The following is a 15,390-nucleotide window of genomic DNA, read 5'->3' on the forward strand; positions in this document are numbered from 1 at the left end:
CAACCGGGGCCCATCGACCGCGCCCCGACAGTGAAAGCAGGACCGTGGACCTTCACGACTACTACCGGGTCGTGCGCAAGCGCTGGCGTGCCATCGCTGCCGTGACTCTCCTGATGGTGGGCCTGGCTGCGTTGCTCACCCTGTGGAGCCCCAAGACGTACCAGGCGCGCACCCAGCTGTTCGTGTCCACCTCGGGCGGTCAGGACTCCACCCAGCTGCTGCAGGGCAACACGTTCACCCAGCAGCGCGTCAAGTCCTACTCAGACCTGATCACGACGCCGACCGTGCTCGATCCGGTCATCAAGAGCCTCGGACTTTCCGGCACTGCCGACCAGCTCGGCTCCCGCATCACGGCCAGCGTCCCCCTCGACACCGTCCTGATCGACGTGCTCGTGTCGGACGGCAACCCCGAGCAGGCCGCGCGAATCGCCAGCGCCGTGGGGAAGCAGTTCTCGACCAGCATCCTTGAGCTCGAGCGCGTCAACGACGACTCCGTGAGCCCGGTCAAGGTGTCGGTCGTCCGGCCGCCGTCGGTGCCCGTGAGCCCGATCAGCCCGAACCCGGTGCGCAACATCGGCCTCGGCGTGGTCCTGGGTCTGCTCGTCGGACTCGGCGTCGCCCTGCTCCGCGACACCTTCGACACCTCCATCAAGAGCGAACGCGACGTGACTGACGCGGTCGACGAGACGATCATCGGCGGGATCACCTACGATCCGGAGGGCCCCAAGAACCCGCTCATCGTGCAGTCCGACCCGCACGGACCCCGCGCCGAGGCCTTCCGGGCCCTGCGCACGAACCTGCAGTTCGTCGACGCCGCCAACCACCCTCGCTCGATCGTGTTCACCTCCTCGCTCCCCGCCGAGGGCAAGACGACGACGACGGCCAACCTCGCCATCAGCATGGCTGCCGCAGGCGCCCGGGTCTGCATCATCGAGGCGGACCTGCGTCGACCGCGGCTGCTGAACTACATGGGTTTGGAGGGTTCCGTCGGCCTGACCAACGTCCTCATCGGCCAGGCCGACCTGGTGGACGTGCTCCAGCCGTTCGGCGACACGGGTGTCCAGGTCCTCGGCGCCGGTCAGATCCCGCCCAACCCCAGTGAGCTGCTCGGGTCGGAGACGATGTCGCGCACCATCAGCCGGCTCGAGGAGATGTTCGACTACGTCATCATCGACGCCCCGCCGGTCCTGCCCGTCACTGACGCCACCGTGCTGAGCACCCTCACCGGGGGGGTCGTGCTCGTGGTCGGCTGCGGAGTCGTCAACAGTGAGCAGCTGACCCGGGCCCTGATGTCCGTCCACGCGGTCAACGGCAACGTCCTGGGCCTCGTGGTCAACAGGATCCCGACCCGTGGCGCGAACGCCGAGAGCTACTACTACGGCGAGGGCTACGCACCACTCACCCAGGCGCGCAGTCGCAAGGAACGCACCCGCGACCGCCACGCCCACGCCGTCAAGGTCTGATCCTTCACCGTCGCCTGCTCGGGCGCCTACCGCACGACCAGCGCGCGGCCAAGCGACTAGGGCGCGACGACCACGACCTGGCTGGCGCTGACGCCGTCGATGTCGAGGACGTCGTCCACCGGGGTGTTCCGCTTCACCAGCGCCAGTCCGACCGGGCCGTCCTCGAAGTGCCTGGCCACCGAGGTCAGCTGACCCACCTGACGGTCACCGGCCATCACCGCTGCGCCGCGATCGGGCAGCGTGTGCCCCGACCCGTCGAGGTGCAGGAAGACCAGTCGCCGCGGTGGGCGACCGAGGTTGTGCACGCGAGCCACCGTCTCCTGGCCTCGGTAGCAGCCCTTGTGCAGGTGCACCGCCGTGCGGAGCCAGTCCACCTCGTGGGCGATGGTGCGGTGGTCGGTCTCGAAGCCCAGGCGCGGACGCCAGGCCGCGACGCGCAGCGCCTCGCATGCCCACGTGCCGGCGAGGTCGCGGTCGGCGACCGCCTCTGCCAGTCCCGGCCGCTCGACCAGGACCTCACGCCAGGTGCGCCCGAGTGCCGGGTGCCCCTCGACCGGTCCGTATGCCGCGGTGTCACCCACGAGGTCGGGCCAGGGGTCTCGCCAGGCCAGGCGCTCCCCGGGCTGGGACTCCAGCCCTGACGGCTCGCCGAGGACGGCCCACTCGGACGTCACGTCGGCCACCTCGACCCTGAGCATGAAGCGCATCGAGTCCAGCCAGCCGACCAGGGCCGCCGACCGACCGGGCTCGGTGGTGATCCACGTCGTCTCACCGTCGTCGACGAGGTGGAGGTTGTGCTCTACGTGGCCCTTGGGTGTCAGCACCAGCGCCTCGCGTGACTGCCGCGGCCCCAGGCCCGTCAGCTGCTGGCTGGTGATCGAGTGGAGCCAGGACAACCGGTCGGGTCCGGTCACGGTGACGACCCCCCTGTGGGACAGGTCGACGACGGCCAGCCCCTCGGACAGGAGGCGCTGCTCTCGGAGGGGATCGCCGTAGTGGGCGGCGACCCCTGCATCGGGACCGTCACCCTCCACGGCACCGCCGTGGCCGAGCAGCACGGAGGGCGTCACCGCCGGCATACCGGGCTCGGTGGTCGTCCCTAGCGCGTCGCGCATGTGCCGCACTCTCCGTGGATCGCCATGTGTGTCACGTCAGCAACAAAGCCGGAACCGGCCAGAACATTCCCCGCGAAGCCCTCGGCGTACTCCTTGGGGCACTCCTGCACGCGGCCGCAGGTGCGGCAGACGAGGTGGATGTGGTCGGCGTGGTCTGCGAGGTGGTAGCTCGGCGCCCGGTGGTCGAGGTGGGTGTGTCCCACGACCCGCAGCGACTCGAGGGCGTCCAGGGCGCGGTAGACGGTCGACGGCGCCAGGGCCGGACCCCCGTCGCGGGCCACCTGGGCGACGACGTCCTCGGGCGTGGCGTGCCCCAGCTGGGCGACGGCGTCGAGCACCCGCTGCCGCTGCGGCGTCATCCGCCGCCCCTGGGCCCGCAACCGCTCGCCGACGTCCTGCACCATCCCACTCTACGGTTCTGTGACGGGCCCCTCGGGCGAGTTCTGTCACGAGTGCGCTCGGGCGCTACCTACACTGTGCGGGTGCTCGACCAATTCGAAGAGACCCAGTCCACGCCCCCGAAGGCGCCCCAGAAGCGATCGCGCCTTCGGCGGACCCTGGCCGTCATCCTGGCGCTCGTGGTCCTGATCGTGGTCGGGGGCATCGCGGCGTACCTGCTCTTCCTCAACCACACGGTGACCGCAAACGTCCAGCACGAGTCCCTGCTCCCGACACCGGGAGTCAGCGGTGCCGCGCCCGCCCCGACGAAGAAGCCCGCGGCGAAGCAGGCGCAGAACATCCTGTTCATCGGGTCCGACGCCCGCGCAGGGCTGGCCGGCGCCCGTTCCGACGTCATCGTGCTCATGCACGTCGCGAGTGACCGCAAGACCGTCACGCTGGTGCACTTCCCGCGCGACCTCTACGTCAGCGTCCCCGGCCACGGCAAGGACAAGATCAACGCGGCCTTCGCCTACGGGGGTGCGCCGCTGCTGGTCCAGACGCTCCAGGGCCTCGTCGGGGTGCCGATCGACCACGTCACCCTGGTGGGCTTCGAGGGCTTCAAGAACATGACCGATGCCGTGGGCGGCGTCAACGTGTACGTCGAGGAGTCGAGCAGCTCGGACGGCTACACGTTCACCAAGGGCTACCAGCAGATGACTGGTGCGGAGGCGCTCGCCTTCGTCCGCGAGCGCAAGGATCTCAGCGAGGGCGACATCTCGCGCGGCCGACGCCAGCAGGCCTTCATCAAGGCCCTGATGCTCAAGTCCCTGAGCAAGAGCGTCCTGACCAACCCGGTCAGGTTGGCGCAGTTCGTGGAAGCGGGCACGGCGAACCTCACGGTCGACGACGCCTTCACGGTGAGCAAGATGCGCAGCGAGGCCTTGTCCCTGCGCAACCTGCGTGGTTCGGACATCGCGTTCGTGACGGCGCCGTTCACCGGTTTCGGCACCTCACCCGCCGGTGCGTCCATCGACATCGTCGACGAGCCGGGGATGCAGGCCCTCGGCGAGGCGCTGCAGAACGACGCGATGGGCACCTACCAGGACGTCACCCACACGCCGTAGCGGCGTCAGCGGTCGTCAGCTCTTCTTCCAGGTCGCGAGGTCGCCGCCGGCGAGGTAGACGGCGTCTCCCACGAGGAGCCAGCCGGAGCCGGACGTCACCGACAGCGCGACGGTTCCCGGCTCGACCTTGGTGAGGTCTGCCTCAGCACAGCCCAGGGCCGAGGTGGGCTTGGCGGCGTCGACGACCGCGACGCCGCTGCACGAGTCCGCACCGGGGAGCGCGACGAACGCGCGGCCCTTGGCGTTGAGCGCCAGGGCGAGCGCACCGGCAACGGTGGCCGACGTGTCCCAGCGCCCGCCGGAGGTGCTCACCCTCACCCGTCCGTCCGGGCACAGGGCTGCGGCGCCGCTGTCCACCACCGCAAGGTCGATCACGGGGCCGGAGCCACACGGTTTGCCCGTGCCGCCCGTGGGCAGACCGATCGAGGCGACCGCCCTGGGGTCTCGGAACCACGCATCCTTCACGACCACCGAGTCCCCGAAGTCCGCGTCGAGGGCACCTGCGTGGCGAATGGCCGGGGTGCAGTCGGTGGCGGAGTCGGCGCCGACGACGAAGGCCGAACCGTCGGGTCGCACGCGGACGCGGACGATGGCGTCATAGGGGACCGACCGGGGGCCCCAGGTCGCTCCGGCGTTGCGGGTCAGCTCGAGCTTGGAGCCGCCCGACTTGCAGGTGCCCGTCGTGAAGCGGAAGGCGCTGTTCTTGTCGAACGCCACGACCCCCTGCGTCAACGGGGCGACCTCGACGCTGGGCGTGCTCGGGTCCGACGTGGTCGTGCCGCCCGTGGACGTACTCGTCTTGGAGGATGACGCCGAGCCGACCACGCCGGCGTTGATGGTGGAGCCACCCTGGTCGACCGGCTGACGCGTGCTGTTGATCGCGAAGGCCACCAGCAGCACGTCCACGACCAGGAAGGCGCCCAACCCGACGATGCCGGCTCGTTCACCCAGGCGGGGCATCACGGCCTCCCGAGGGCTCGGGCCACCGCGGGCAGCGAGCCCATGATCTGGCCGGTCATGTCCTCGAAGACCTGCGGGGGGCGGCGGTACGGGTCGACGATGTCGGCCTCGGCGTCACGCAGCGGCGCCCGCATCCCCCGCTGGCCTGCTGCCAGGGCGACGACACGGACGATGTGCTCCCTGGCCGAGTCGGACGGGATCTGCACGACCGAGTCCTCCAGCCCCGAGACCAGGTCGGCGAACTCACGGAAGGCGAAGACGTAGCGCAGCGCCTTGGGGTGCAGCATGGCCACCTTGCCCCGGTGAGCGCGGGTGGCGGTGAGCACGATGTCGGCCTCCGCGACCATCGACTGCGTGAGGTCGCGAGCGAGGAAACCGTTCGCGGCATACCCCTGGCTCTCCAGGTGCGCCCGCGCCTGGTCCTCCATCGCGTGGCCGGGCAGCGCGCCGGTGCCACCGCTGGACACCTCGACGGCGCCGGGGCCCCACGATCGGTCCAGCTCCGCCTGCAGCGCGCGTTCGAGGAACGGTGACCGGCAGATGTTGCCGGTGCAGACCGTGAGGATCCGCGCTGGTGTCGACGACATCGGTGGGCCCTAGCCGACGCGCTTGAGCTCGGCGGACAGGTGGCTCTGGAGCGGCTGACCGACGGCGGCCATGTCCATCGCCCACATGAGGTTGGAGTTGACGAGGCCGTACAGCCGGGTGGCGGCGTTGTACTCCTTGGCCTGGGGGCTGCGCAGCACTCCATCGGTGCGCAGCTCGATCTTGGCCGGCTCGGCCTTGCCGTAGTAGAGCTCGACGATGCCCGTCGGGTGGGTCAGGAGGAACTCGACCTCGCCGTCGGGGAAGGGCCGCCAGAAGCCGAGCTCGGTCGCCAGCGGTCGCACCTTGTCGCCCGCCTCGTTGAGCAGCCAGGTGCGGCTGTGCCACTCCAGGAACGGGCGGCCGTCGTGCTTCACCTCGATCTCCTGCCCGAAGTTGGCCGACTCGATCGTGGGGTAGCCGACGACGCCGGCGCCCTCCCAGCGGCCGATCAGCCAGGCCAGGGGCGCGAGCTCGCGCGGGAGGTCGGGGTCGAGGGTGAACTGCATCAGCGCGGCGTCTTGACCAGGCGGTAGACGACGAATCCCGCAAACCAGGTGATCACCACGGCCGTGAGGGCGAGCAGGGAGATGTAGAACGTGTGCACGCGCCAGATCGTAGCCTGTGGACCATGACAGACCCGCGCACGCTCGTCATCAAGGTCACCTGTGGCACCGAGTCGCTCGAACGCCTCAACCAGGCATTCACCGTCGCCGCCACCGCCGTGGCCAGCGGGGTGGACGTCAGTCTGTGGCTCACGGGGGACGCGTCGTGGATGGGCGTGCCCGGTCGGGCGGAGGCGGTCGAGCTGGCCCACGCCGCCCCTCTGGCGGACCTCCGCGACGCCGTGGTGGCAGCCGGGACGGTCACCGTGTGCGGCCAGTGCGCGGCGCGGCGCGACCTCAGCGACGCCGACCTCGTGCCCGGCGTGCTCATCCGTGGGGCGGCGGCGTTCGTCGAGGAGGTCACCGCGCCCGGGGCCCAGGCCCTCGTCTACTGACCGCAGCGAGCGCCCGACGCCAGACCCACGGCCTGGGTATGCCGCGTGCCCACCTCCCAGCGCGGGAAGGGTCGCCACGCCCTGCGACTTGTTGCTCCCCGGCGGTCACCAGACCCCCGATCCGGGCCCTGGGTGACCACCAGGCGGCAACAAGTCGCGGCGCCCGCGCCCGCCGTGGGGCACCCTCGCCGGAAGTGCGGTGCTCAGGCGACGAAGTAGCGGACCACGAGGTAGGCGACCACGCCGACGAGCAGGGATGACGCGGCAGCCACGGCGAGCTGGGCCCGTGGCATGGCCGTCGCCGGCAGTGGAGCCAGCACCCGCCGCGCCGCGTGAGAGATGGCGGCCGCGAGCAGGCCGAGCAGTGCTGCCGGCCCCGGCATCGGGTCACCCGCCACGAGGGAGACGACGACCGCTGCGCCACCCCCGAGCAGCATCGCGATGAAGAGCGCCCACTGCCGCAGTCGGGCGATAGAGACGCAGGGATCGGCGAGGGCACCGACTCCCAGTCCGGCCATCGCCGCCGCGAGGGCCGGCTCTCCCGCCAGGACGTGCGGAATGGGGGCGAGCGTGGTGCCCGCCGAGATGATCGCCAGTCCCGAGATCGTGGCGGCCACCGACTCGGTCAGGCGCGGGCGGCCGTCACGGCGCATCAGCTGGTGCAGGAAGGCGACGATGACCGCGACAGCGAGCGCGGCCGGCATCCACTCGAGGTACGGGTCGTGGCGCGTCAGCAGGGCGGTCCCCGTCATGAGCAGCGTGCCGATGGCCAGGACGGCGCTGGTGCCGCGGGGACTCGGCAGGCTGAGCAGCAGCGGCCATCCCCAGGCGAGCACCAACCCGGCCAACGCCACGGCGAGCGCCACGAACTGGGGGCTCGCATAGCCGGTGAGGGCCACCAGGGCCGCAAAGGCCACCGTCGCCGCGATCGACAGCGGTCGCGGGAGCAGGGCTCGTCGCGGCAGCGCAGGCGGGGCGGTCTGGGCATGCGCTCGACGCTCGCGCCGGGTCAGCGGGACGGCAGGGTTGTTGGGCGCCTGCTCGGGGACGTCGGACACAAGGGGCATCTTCGCATCACCCCCCGGCGAAGGGAGGCAGTACCTCCAGCACCGAACCGTCCGGGAGGGGGTCGTCGCGGTGCGCCGCCCGGCCGTCGAGGAGCAGCGTGCTGACTGCCGTCACCGGCGCCAGCCCGGGGTGGAGCGCGTCGACCGCCGCCACGGCCTCGGCGATCGTTGCGCAGTCACGCACGAGGTCGGTCTCCACGCCGGCCGCAGCCCGGGCACCGGCCCAGTAGCGGACCGTGGCACTGCCGACCGTGGCACTGCGGACCGTGGCACTGCCAACCTCGGTCGAGCCGACGGTGACCGTCGGCGCATCGTCGTCACGCGGCATACCCACGCTCCTCTCAGGCGACTCCGTCGAGCTCTTCTCGTGAGCTCTTTCCGTGAGACAAGGGTCTCACCATGTGTGCACAGGCCCGCCGGGGGGCCCTCGCCCGTATCCTTTCAAGGCATGGCCCGTCTGTTGCTGCTGACGAACGCCTTGGCGCCCAGCGCCGAGGTGCTTCCGGCACTGGGTCTGCTCACCCACCACGTGCGCATCATCCCGGCCGAGCCGACCGCGCTGGTCGACGCCCCACCCTGCGATGCCGTCCTGCTGGACGCCCGCCGCGACCTGGCGGTGGCCCGCTCCCTGTGCCGCGTCCTCCGTGCCACGGGGATGTCCGTGCCCCTCATCGCCATCCTCACCGAGGGCGGCCTGGCGGGCATCACGGCCGAGTGGGGGGTCGACGAGGTCCTGCTCGAGTCCGCCGGCCCCGCCGAGGTCGAGGCGCGGCTTCGGCTGGCGGCAGGCCGACTCGTGGACACCCAGGAGCCCGAGGACGTCCAGATCACCTCGGGCGACGTCACGATCGACGAGGCGACCTACTCCGCCCGTGTCCGTGGACGGCTGCTCGACCTGACCTACAAGGAGTTCGAGCTCCTCAAGTACCTCGCCCAGCACCCGGGTCGCGTGTTCAGCCGGGCCCAGCTGCTCCAGGAGGTCTGGGGCTACGACTACTACGGGGGCACCCGCACCGTCGACGTCCACATCCGCCGGCTGCGGGCCAAGCTCGGCTCCGAGCACGAGGTGCTCATCGGCACGGTGCGCAACGTGGGCTACCGGTTCGTCCCCGCCGAGGACCTCCCCCGCGAAGACGCACACGCCGACGCCTGAACCCGTTGCGCTGCAACGCTCCGCGACCCTCAGCCCCTGAAGCCAGCTCCACACCGAAGGCGCCCCTCCCGTTCCCGGGAGGGGCGCCTTCGTCGTTGCCGTATGCCGCGTTGCCGCGTCAGTGCGTATGCCGCGTTGCCGCGTCAGTACGTCGTGCTCAGTTCTTCGTGATCCGGGCGTCCGCGACCGGGCTGTACGGCGAGTGCGCCTGCAGGTAGTTCGCGAAGGCGTCGATGTCGAGGCCGCCGAAGAACCTGCCGGTGCCGACCCGGAAGCCGGGAAGGCCGTCTCCACCGTCCGCGACGAAGTTGTTCGTCACGACGCGGTAGCTGGCCGTGTCACTGATCTCGGCACCACCCAGGGTCACCGGCCCGAGAACTCGGCCCGTGGGGGTGTCGCTGTAGCTGTAGGCGAAGCCCGCCGACACCTGCAGGATGACCGGCCTGGCAACGGTGTTGGGCGAGGTCGTCGCACCACCACCCCACTGCTCGCGCAGGATCTCCTTGATCTGTGCGCCCGTGAGCGACACCGAGACGAGGTAGTTGTTGAACGGCTGCACCTGGAAGGCCTCGTCGTAGGTCACCTCACCGGGGGCCTCGTTCCACGACTTGTTCGCGTAGGTGAGGTTGGTGCGGATGCCACCCGGGTTCATGAAGGCGATCACCGGGGTCTGGCCACCGGTGATGGTCGACGGGTCGGCCAGCTGGGCGTCGGCGATGAGGTCCCCGAGCTTGGACTCGCCCGCGGAGCTCGCCGACGTCGTGATGTCCGTGCTGATCGAACCGAGAACCTTGCTCGCGATGGGGGCGATGAGGGTCTTGTAGTCGGCGATGATCTTGGTCTCCGCCGCGTCCTTGAGGGCCGGATCGCGGGTGACGATGACGTTGCTGCCGGCCACCGAGCTGCGCACGATGTCCTGGGTGCGACGGTCGAAGGTCAGCGTCGTCTCGGTCACGAGACGGCCGAACGAGGACGCCGACGTCACCAGGCGCGGCTGCCCTGCCGGGTCGGGGATGCTGCAGACGTACGGCGTGTGGGTGTGGCCGCTGACGATCATGTCGATCTGCGGGGACAGCGCCCTCGCGATCGGGATGATCGGGCTCGCGCTGGTGTTGGGGTTCAGGCCCGTGCTGGTGCCCGTGGGGCAGGCCGAGTCGAACCGGTTCTCCAGACCGCTGGCCGGGTTGGTGTGGGGCCCACCGGGATAGGTCGCGGTCCGCAGGGGGACGCCACCCTGGTGGATGAGGACGACGATCGCCTTGACGCCCTGCGCCTCGAGCTGGGGGACCAACGCGTTAGCGGTGTCCACCTCGTCGGTGAACTCCAGTCCCTCGATGCCCGACGCGGTCACGATGTTCGGCGTGTCCTTGAGGGTCATGCCGATGAAGCCGATCTTGGCTCCCTTGAAGTTCTTGACCCACGTGGCCGGCAGGATCGTCTGGCCGGTCGCCTTGTAGCGGACGTTGGCCGCGAGGATCGGGAAGGACGCACCCGCGAAGCTCTTGCCACCGGGGCAGGAGTCCTGGTTGGCCGCGCCGGCGCCGTCGTCGAGGCAGCCACCGTTGGCCAGTCGCTGCAGCTCCTTGTACCCCTCGTCGAACTCGTGGTTGCCCACGGCGGTGACGTCGAGGCCCAGGCTGTTCATTGCCTCGATGCTCGGCTCGTCGTGGAACGCGGCCGACAGGAGCGGCGAGGCTCCGACGATGTCGCCCGCTGCGACGGTCGCGGTGTACGGGTGTCCCTGACGCATGGCCTTGAGGTGTCCCGCGAGGTACTCGACTCCACCGGCGTTCACCGTCGTGGGGGTCACCGCGTAGGTGGTCACGCCGGTGTTCGGGTTGGTGCTCGACGTCTCGGTGTAGGTGTCCGAGGTGATGGTCCGGCCGCCGGAGCCCGACGGGGGCTCGAGGTTCCCGTGGAAGTCGTTGAACGACAGCAGCTGGATGTCGATGGTCGGCCCGTTGGGGGCAGCGGACGTGCTGCCTCCCGTGAAGGCCGCACCGGTGGCCGCGAGGGCGGCCACGGCCACGACGCTGGATAGGCGTCGGGTGCGGGATGAGGTCATGTGTGCGTCCTTGTGCGGGAGGAAAACCGGCGGTAGCCGGACCTGTGCACGCTAACCGCGGATCTTTGGCGAGGGAAGATGCATGGTGCAATGTTTTACGTGCCCTTGACTCCCGTCCGCCTCGCCGACACCTTGACCCCCAGCCAAGTCGCCCAGGTTCATGACCTGCAGCGACGTGCCGCCGCTCTTGACGGCGTCGCTCCCCTGTCGGAGCAGTCGCTCCTGTCCCTCGCCACACCGAGTGGCCGGGTCCGCCACCTGCTCGGGGATGCCGGTCGGCAGCTTGCGGGGTACGCCCAGCTCGACTCCGCCGCCGGGGACGACGGCTCGGGTGAGCTCGTCGTCGACCCCGACTTCCGGCGTCAGGGCATCGGTCGCGCCCTCGTGGACGCGGTCCTCGAGACTGCACCCGGGGCCCGGCTGTGGGCCCACGGCCAGCTGCCGGCCGCTCGGGCCCTTGCTGCCAGCGCGCAGCTCACGGCGGTCCGTGAGCTGCACAAGATGGCCCGACCGCTCACGGAGGCAGACCTCGAGCCCGCGGCGAGCGCGCTGCCGCCCGGTTTCACGGCACGGTCCTTCGAGGCCGGCCGCGACGAGGAGGACTGGCTGGCCACCAACGCCGCGGCCTTCGCGCACCACCCCGAGCAGGGGCGCCTGACGCTGGCCGACCTCCGGGAACGGATGGCGCTCCCGTGGTTCGACGCGGCCGGGTTCATCCTCGTCGAGGCCGACGCCGCCACCAGGGATCCGTCCGCCGGGGCGGTCGCAGCCTTCCACTGGACCAAGGTCGACCCGGACGAGCGGTCGTCGGTCGACCCGGCCCGACCGGCAGGTGAGGTGTACGTGGTCGGCGTGCACCCGGCATACCAGGGACGAGGTCTCGGGGGGCCGGTGACGGCGCTGGGGCTGGCCCACCTCGCGGGGCTGGGACTTCCCGAGGTGGTCCTCTACGTCGACGGTGACAACCAGGCCGCGATACGCACCTACACGGGGCTCGGTTTTCGCAGCATCATGGTCGACGTGATGTATTCGCGCGCTGTTCAGCCGGCGCGTTCACCCGGCACTGTCAGGATGACGCCATGAGTGTGACGACCCGCCCCGCGGACGAGCCCGAGATCTTCGACGGCGATGAGTCCGGCCACGAGGTGTCGATCGCCAGCGCGCAGCCGCGGGCGTCCAACGGGCGCTTCATGCGGGTCGTCCACGCCGCGGGGGGCCAGGACGACAGCGGCCTGCCTGCCGACCGGTTCCTCGACCGCGAGATCTCGTGGCTTCAGTTCAACGAACGCGTCCTCCAGCTGGCCGCCGACGAGTCGGTGCCGCTGCTCGAGCGCGCGCGGTTCCTGGCGATCTTCACGTCGAACCTCGACGAGTTCTTCATGGTCCGGGTGGCCGGGCTCAAGCGTCGCATCGCCACCGGCCTGGCCGTGCGCTCAGCCTCAGGTCTCGAGCCCCGTGAGGTCCTCGAGCAGATCTCGCTCGTCGCGCACGAGCTGCAGGCTATGCAGACCCTCGTCTACAAGGAAAAGGTGCAACCCGCCCTCGAGGAGGAGGGCATCTCGATCGTCCGGTGGGACGAGCTGAGCGAGACCGAGCAGACACTCCACTCGGGCCTGTTCACGGACCGCGTCTTCCCGGTCCTCACCCCCTTGGCGGTCGACCCGGCCCACCCGTTCCCCTACATCTCGGGGCTGTCGCTCAACCTCGCGGTGGTGCTGATCAACCCCAAGACGGGCAAGGAGCACTTCGCCCGCGTGAAGGTCCCACCCCTGCTGCCCCGGCTGCTGCACATCGAGCCCGAGGCCGGCGAACCGTCGACGTCGGACCTGTTCAGCACTCGGTTCGTGCCGCTCGAGGACGTCATCGCCTCCCACCTCGACATGCTCTTCCCCGGCATGGAGGTGCGGGAGCACTTCACCTTCCGGGTGACCCGCAACGAGGACCTCGAGGTCGAGGAGGACGACGCCGAGAACCTCCTCACCGCCCTGGAGAAGGAGCTCACCCGTCGCCGGTTCGGGCCACCGGTCCGTCTGGAGGTGGACGAGACCATCGACGACCACGTGCTCGACATGCTGGTCCGTGAGCTCGGTGTCACGGACAGCGAGGTCTACCGGCTCCCGGCTCCCCTCGACCTGCGCGGGCTCAACCTCGTCGCGGACCTCGAGCGCTCGGACCTGCGCTACCCGCCGTTCCGTGGGCAGATGCACCCCGACCTCGCGCCCGCCGAGAGCTCCAAGCCGTCGGAGATCCTGCCGATCGTCCGCGACAAGGACGTGCTGCTTCAACACCCCTATGACTCCTTCTCGACCTCGGTCCAGGCCTTCATCGAGCAGGCGGCAAACGACCCCAACGTGCTCGCCATCAAGCAGACCCTCTATCGCACGAGCGGCGACTCCCCCATCATCGACGCCCTCATCGACGCCGCCGAGTCCGGCAAGCAGGTGCTGGCCATCGTCGAGATCAAGGCGCGCTTCGACGAGAAGAACAACATCTCCTGGGCCCGCAAGCTCGAGCACGCGGGCGTCCACGTCGTCTACGGCATGGTCGGGCTCAAGACCCACGCCAAGCTCTGCATGGTGGTGCGCCAGGAGCAGGACGGCAGCCTGCGCCGCTACTGCCACATCGGCACCGGCAACTACAACGGCAAGACCGCCCGCCTCTACGAGGACTTCGGCCTGCTGACCTCCGACCCGCAGGTGGGCGACGACCTGGCGCGCCTGTTCAACCAGCTGTCCGGCTTCGCCCCCCGCAGCAAGTTCAAGCGGCTGCTGGTGGCACCGAGGTCCGTCCGGTCCGGGCTGCTCGAACGCATCGACGCCGAGATCGACCACGTGGAGGCAGGGCGCGGGGGCCTGGTCCAGCTGAAGCTCAACTCGATCGTCGACGAGCAGCTCATCGACGCGCTCTACCGCGCCTCGCAGGCCGGGGTGGTCGTCGACATCTGGGTGCGCGGCATCTGCTCGCTGCGCCCGGGCGTGCCGGGGCTCTCCGAGACCATCAGGGTGCACTCCGTCCTCGGGCGCTTCCTCGAGCACTCACGGGTGTTCCTGTTCGGCGGTGGTGGGGAACCCGAGGTCTACATCGGCAGCGCCGACATGATGCACCGCAACCTCGACCGCAGGGTCGAGGCGCTGGTGCGCCTCGCGGACCCCCAGCACATCGCCGACCTCCAGTCGCTGATGGCCCGCGGCATGAGCGACACCTACGCACACTGGCGGCTGACCGGCGACGGCCGGTGGACGCGGGTGAACTTCGACGAGGACGGCGAGCCACTCGCCGACCTGCAGAGCGCCATGATCGAGATGCACGCCAAGCGTCGCCGCAAGGCCCGCCGGCGTTGACCGCCCCGATCCCTGCCGCGGGCACCGTCCCGTGGCGCCGCCGACGCGGTCAGCTCGAGGTCGCGCTGGTGCACCGACCGAAGTACGACGACTGGTCGTGGGCCAAGGGCAAGCTCGACCCGGGCGAGGAGTGGCCGGTCGCCGCCGTGCGAGAGACCCTCGAGGAGACGTCGCTGGCCGTCGGGCTGGGTCGGCCGCTGCCCGGCGCGGAGTACACCGTGCTCGACGCGACCGGCCAGCCGGCGACCAAGGAGGTCCGCTACTGGGCAGCCGAGGCCACCAGCGCCGCCGGGCCGTTGGTGAACGAGATCGACGAGGTGCGCTGGCTGGACGTGGTCGCCGCGTCTGACCGCCTCGACTACGCCCGCGACCGTGACCAGCTGCGCGCGGTGGTGCGGGCCGACAACGTCGGGACCCTGACCACCTGGCCGTTGGCCCTCGTGCGTCACGCCCATGCGGTGGGACGCGGCTCGTGGGCGCAGGACGACCAGCTGCGTCCCCTCGACGCCACCGGGCAGGAACGCGCGGCGGGCATCGCACCGCTGCTCGCGGCATACGGCGTCAAGCGGTTGGTCAGCTCGCCCTCGGTGCGCTGCGCCGACACCCTGCGCCCCTTCGCGGCGCGGCTCGGGGCGCCGATGCGCACCAAGGACGGCCTCAGCGAGGAGGGGTATGCCGCGGAGCCGGCTCGCGCCCTCCGGCACCTCGAGCGGCTGGTCGAGCGGGGTGCCCCCGCAGCGCTGTGCAGCCACGGACCGGTGCTCCCGGCGCTGCTCGGTCTGCTGCTCGCCCAGGTTGCTCCCGACGAGCCGGAGGCCGACCTGGTCCAGGCGGCGCTGAGGGCTGCGGCCCGCGACAAGATGGCCAAGGGAGAGGTGCTCGTCGCCCACCTCGTAGGAACCGGAGCGGCCGCGCGCGTGGTGGCAGTCGAGCGCCACCTTCCGCCGCACCACGCCCGCGGCTGAGCCCGTGCTGACGCACTCCTGACCTCTCGTTCACCCACTGCATCCCGGGGTGTCGGTGGGGCGACCTCGAATGTCTGACTGGTGTTCACCGTCCGTTCACCCTCCACGGGCCGCTGCGTCACTCTCCCTGCCTACCTTCGGGGCGTCGGGTACGAATGCCCGCCCCTGATT

Annotated in this window: 15 protein-coding genes; 7 read left to right on the forward strand and 8 right to left on the reverse strand. The window is 70.5% G+C overall.

Features of this window, described 5'->3' with window-relative positions; genetic code table 11:
* Positions 1–44: 44 nt before the first annotated feature.
* Complete coding sequence (locus tag AC1DWR_RS11390) at positions 45–1,463, forward strand: tyrosine-protein kinase domain-containing protein (protein WP_477624441.1); 1,419 nt, start codon at positions 45–47, stop codon at positions 1,461–1,463.
* Positions 1,464–1,519: 56 nt separating this feature from the next.
* Here AC1DWR_RS11390 and ygfZ read toward each other — a convergent pair whose 3' ends face one another.
* Both ygfZ and AC1DWR_RS11400 read right to left on the reverse strand, forming a co-directional pair.
* Complete coding sequence (gene ygfZ, locus AC1DWR_RS11395; protein ID WP_477613980.1) at positions 1,520–2,578, reverse strand: CAF17-like 4Fe-4S cluster assembly/insertion protein YgfZ; 1,059 nt, start codon at positions 2,576–2,578, stop codon at positions 1,520–1,522.
* A complete protein-coding gene (locus AC1DWR_RS11400; RefSeq protein WP_477624442.1) occupies positions 2,563–2,979 on the reverse strand; it encodes a Fur family transcriptional regulator in 417 nt (138 codons plus the stop codon). The genes ygfZ and AC1DWR_RS11400 overlap by 16 nt, the downstream gene beginning before the upstream one ends.
* Positions 2,980–3,060: 81 nt before the next feature.
* Between AC1DWR_RS11400 and AC1DWR_RS11405 the strand changes: the two genes are divergently transcribed.
* Positions 3,061–4,083: an LCP family protein gene (locus AC1DWR_RS11405; RefSeq protein WP_477624443.1), complete on the forward strand. Its 1,023-nt coding sequence runs from the start codon at positions 3,061–3,063 to the stop codon at positions 4,081–4,083.
* Positions 4,084–4,098: 15 nt separating this feature from the next.
* On the opposite strand, the gene AC1DWR_RS11410 is transcribed toward AC1DWR_RS11405, so the two are convergent.
* From AC1DWR_RS11410 to AC1DWR_RS11420, 3 genes are read right to left on the reverse strand one after another with little or no spacing between them, the layout of a single operon-like run.
* Positions 4,099–5,043: a hypothetical protein gene (locus AC1DWR_RS11410; RefSeq protein WP_477624444.1), complete on the reverse strand. Its 945-nt coding sequence runs from the start codon at positions 5,041–5,043 to the stop codon at positions 4,099–4,101.
* Entirely contained in the window at positions 5,043–5,630 is a 588-nt protein-coding gene (locus tag AC1DWR_RS11415) for an arsenate reductase/protein-tyrosine-phosphatase family protein (RefSeq protein WP_477624445.1), read from the reverse strand. Before AC1DWR_RS11415 ends, AC1DWR_RS11410 begins: the two co-directional genes overlap by 1 nt.
* Before the next feature lie 9 nt (positions 5,631–5,639).
* Positions 5,640–6,137 carry a heme-binding beta-barrel domain-containing protein gene (locus AC1DWR_RS11420; protein ID WP_477624446.1) on the reverse strand — a complete coding sequence of 166 codons (498 nt, stop codon included), beginning with the start codon at positions 6,135–6,137 and terminating at the stop codon, positions 5,640–5,642.
* 122 nt (positions 6,138–6,259) lie between these two features.
* Here AC1DWR_RS11420 and AC1DWR_RS11425 point away from each other — a divergent pair, with 122 nt between their 5' ends.
* Positions 6,260–6,628, forward strand: coding sequence for a DsrE family protein (locus tag AC1DWR_RS11425; protein WP_477613986.1), 369 nt, complete (start codon positions 6,260–6,262; stop codon positions 6,626–6,628).
* A 203-nt stretch (positions 6,629–6,831) separates the two neighbouring features.
* Here the strand turns inward: AC1DWR_RS11425 and AC1DWR_RS11430 are convergent, their stop codons facing one another.
* The gene (locus AC1DWR_RS11430) at positions 6,832–7,695 is read right to left on the reverse strand and encodes a hypothetical protein (RefSeq protein ID WP_477624447.1); all 864 of its coding nucleotides are present in this window, start codon (positions 7,693–7,695) and stop codon (positions 6,832–6,834) included.
* 7 nt (positions 7,696–7,702) lie between these two features.
* Complete coding sequence (locus AC1DWR_RS11435; RefSeq protein WP_477624448.1) at positions 7,703–8,023, reverse strand: MoaD/ThiS family protein; 321 nt, start codon at positions 8,021–8,023, stop codon at positions 7,703–7,705.
* 120 nt (positions 8,024–8,143) lie between these two features.
* On the opposite strand from AC1DWR_RS11435, the gene AC1DWR_RS11440 reads away from it, so the two are divergent.
* Positions 8,144–8,848, forward strand: coding sequence for a winged helix-turn-helix transcriptional regulator (locus tag AC1DWR_RS11440; protein ID WP_477613989.1), 705 nt, complete (start codon positions 8,144–8,146; stop codon positions 8,846–8,848).
* Between the two features lie 157 nt (positions 8,849–9,005).
* Here AC1DWR_RS11440 and AC1DWR_RS11445 read toward each other — a convergent pair whose 3' ends face one another.
* On the reverse strand, positions 9,006–10,913 hold the full coding sequence (locus AC1DWR_RS11445; protein WP_477624449.1) for a bifunctional metallophosphatase/5'-nucleotidase: 1,908 nt from the start codon (positions 10,911–10,913) through the stop codon (positions 9,006–9,008).
* A gap of 99 nt (positions 10,914–11,012) precedes the next feature.
* Here AC1DWR_RS11445 and mshD point away from each other — a divergent pair, with 99 nt between their 5' ends.
* Genes mshD through AC1DWR_RS11460 form a run of 3 tightly spaced genes read left to right on the forward strand, consistent with a single transcriptional unit; the run spans position 11,013 to position 15,219 of the window.
* A complete protein-coding gene (gene mshD / locus AC1DWR_RS11450; protein WP_477624450.1) occupies positions 11,013–11,996 on the forward strand; it encodes a mycothiol synthase in 984 nt (327 codons plus the stop codon).
* The gene (locus AC1DWR_RS11455; protein ID WP_477613992.1) at positions 11,993–14,254 is read left to right on the forward strand and encodes an RNA degradosome polyphosphate kinase; all 2,262 of its coding nucleotides are present in this window, start codon (positions 11,993–11,995) and stop codon (positions 14,252–14,254) included. Before mshD ends, AC1DWR_RS11455 begins: the two co-directional genes overlap by 4 nt.
* Positions 14,251–15,219, forward strand: coding sequence for an NUDIX hydrolase (locus AC1DWR_RS11460; protein WP_477624451.1), 969 nt, complete (start codon positions 14,251–14,253; stop codon positions 15,217–15,219). The genes AC1DWR_RS11455 and AC1DWR_RS11460 overlap by 4 nt, the downstream gene beginning before the upstream one ends.
* The last annotated feature ends 171 nt before the right edge of the window (positions 15,220–15,390 follow it).

It is taken from the genome of Pedococcus sp. P2_E2, assembly GCF_056403955.1.

Coding starts and splice junctions, on each gene's coding strand:
- ygfZ (WP_477613980.1), bottom strand. CDS start 2,578: ATGCGCGACGCGCTAGGGACGACCACCGAGCCCGGTATGCCGGCGGTG.
- AC1DWR_RS11410 (WP_477624444.1), bottom strand. CDS start 5,043: ATGCCCCGCCTGGGTGAACGAGCCGGCATCGTCGGGTTGGGCGCCTTC.
- AC1DWR_RS11415 (WP_477624445.1), bottom strand. CDS start 5,630: ATGTCGTCGACACCAGCGCGGATCCTCACGGTCTGCACCGGCAACATC.
- AC1DWR_RS11420 (WP_477624446.1), bottom strand. CDS start 6,137: ATGCAGTTCACCCTCGACCCCGACCTCCCGCGCGAGCTCGCGCCCCTG.
- AC1DWR_RS11425 (WP_477613986.1), top strand. CDS start 6,260: ATGACAGACCCGCGCACGCTCGTCATCAAGGTCACCTGTGGCACCGAG.
- AC1DWR_RS11430 (WP_477624447.1), bottom strand. CDS start 7,695: ATGCCCCTTGTGTCCGACGTCCCCGAGCAGGCGCCCAACAACCCTGCC.
- AC1DWR_RS11435 (WP_477624448.1), bottom strand. CDS start 8,023: ATGCCGCGTGACGACGATGCGCCGACGGTCACCGTCGGCTCGACCGAG.
- AC1DWR_RS11440 (WP_477613989.1), top strand. CDS start 8,144: ATGGCCCGTCTGTTGCTGCTGACGAACGCCTTGGCGCCCAGCGCCGAG.
- AC1DWR_RS11445 (WP_477624449.1), bottom strand. CDS start 10,913: ATGACCTCATCCCGCACCCGACGCCTATCCAGCGTCGTGGCCGTGGCC.
- AC1DWR_RS11455 (WP_477613992.1), top strand. CDS start 11,993: ATGAGTGTGACGACCCGCCCCGCGGACGAGCCCGAGATCTTCGACGGC.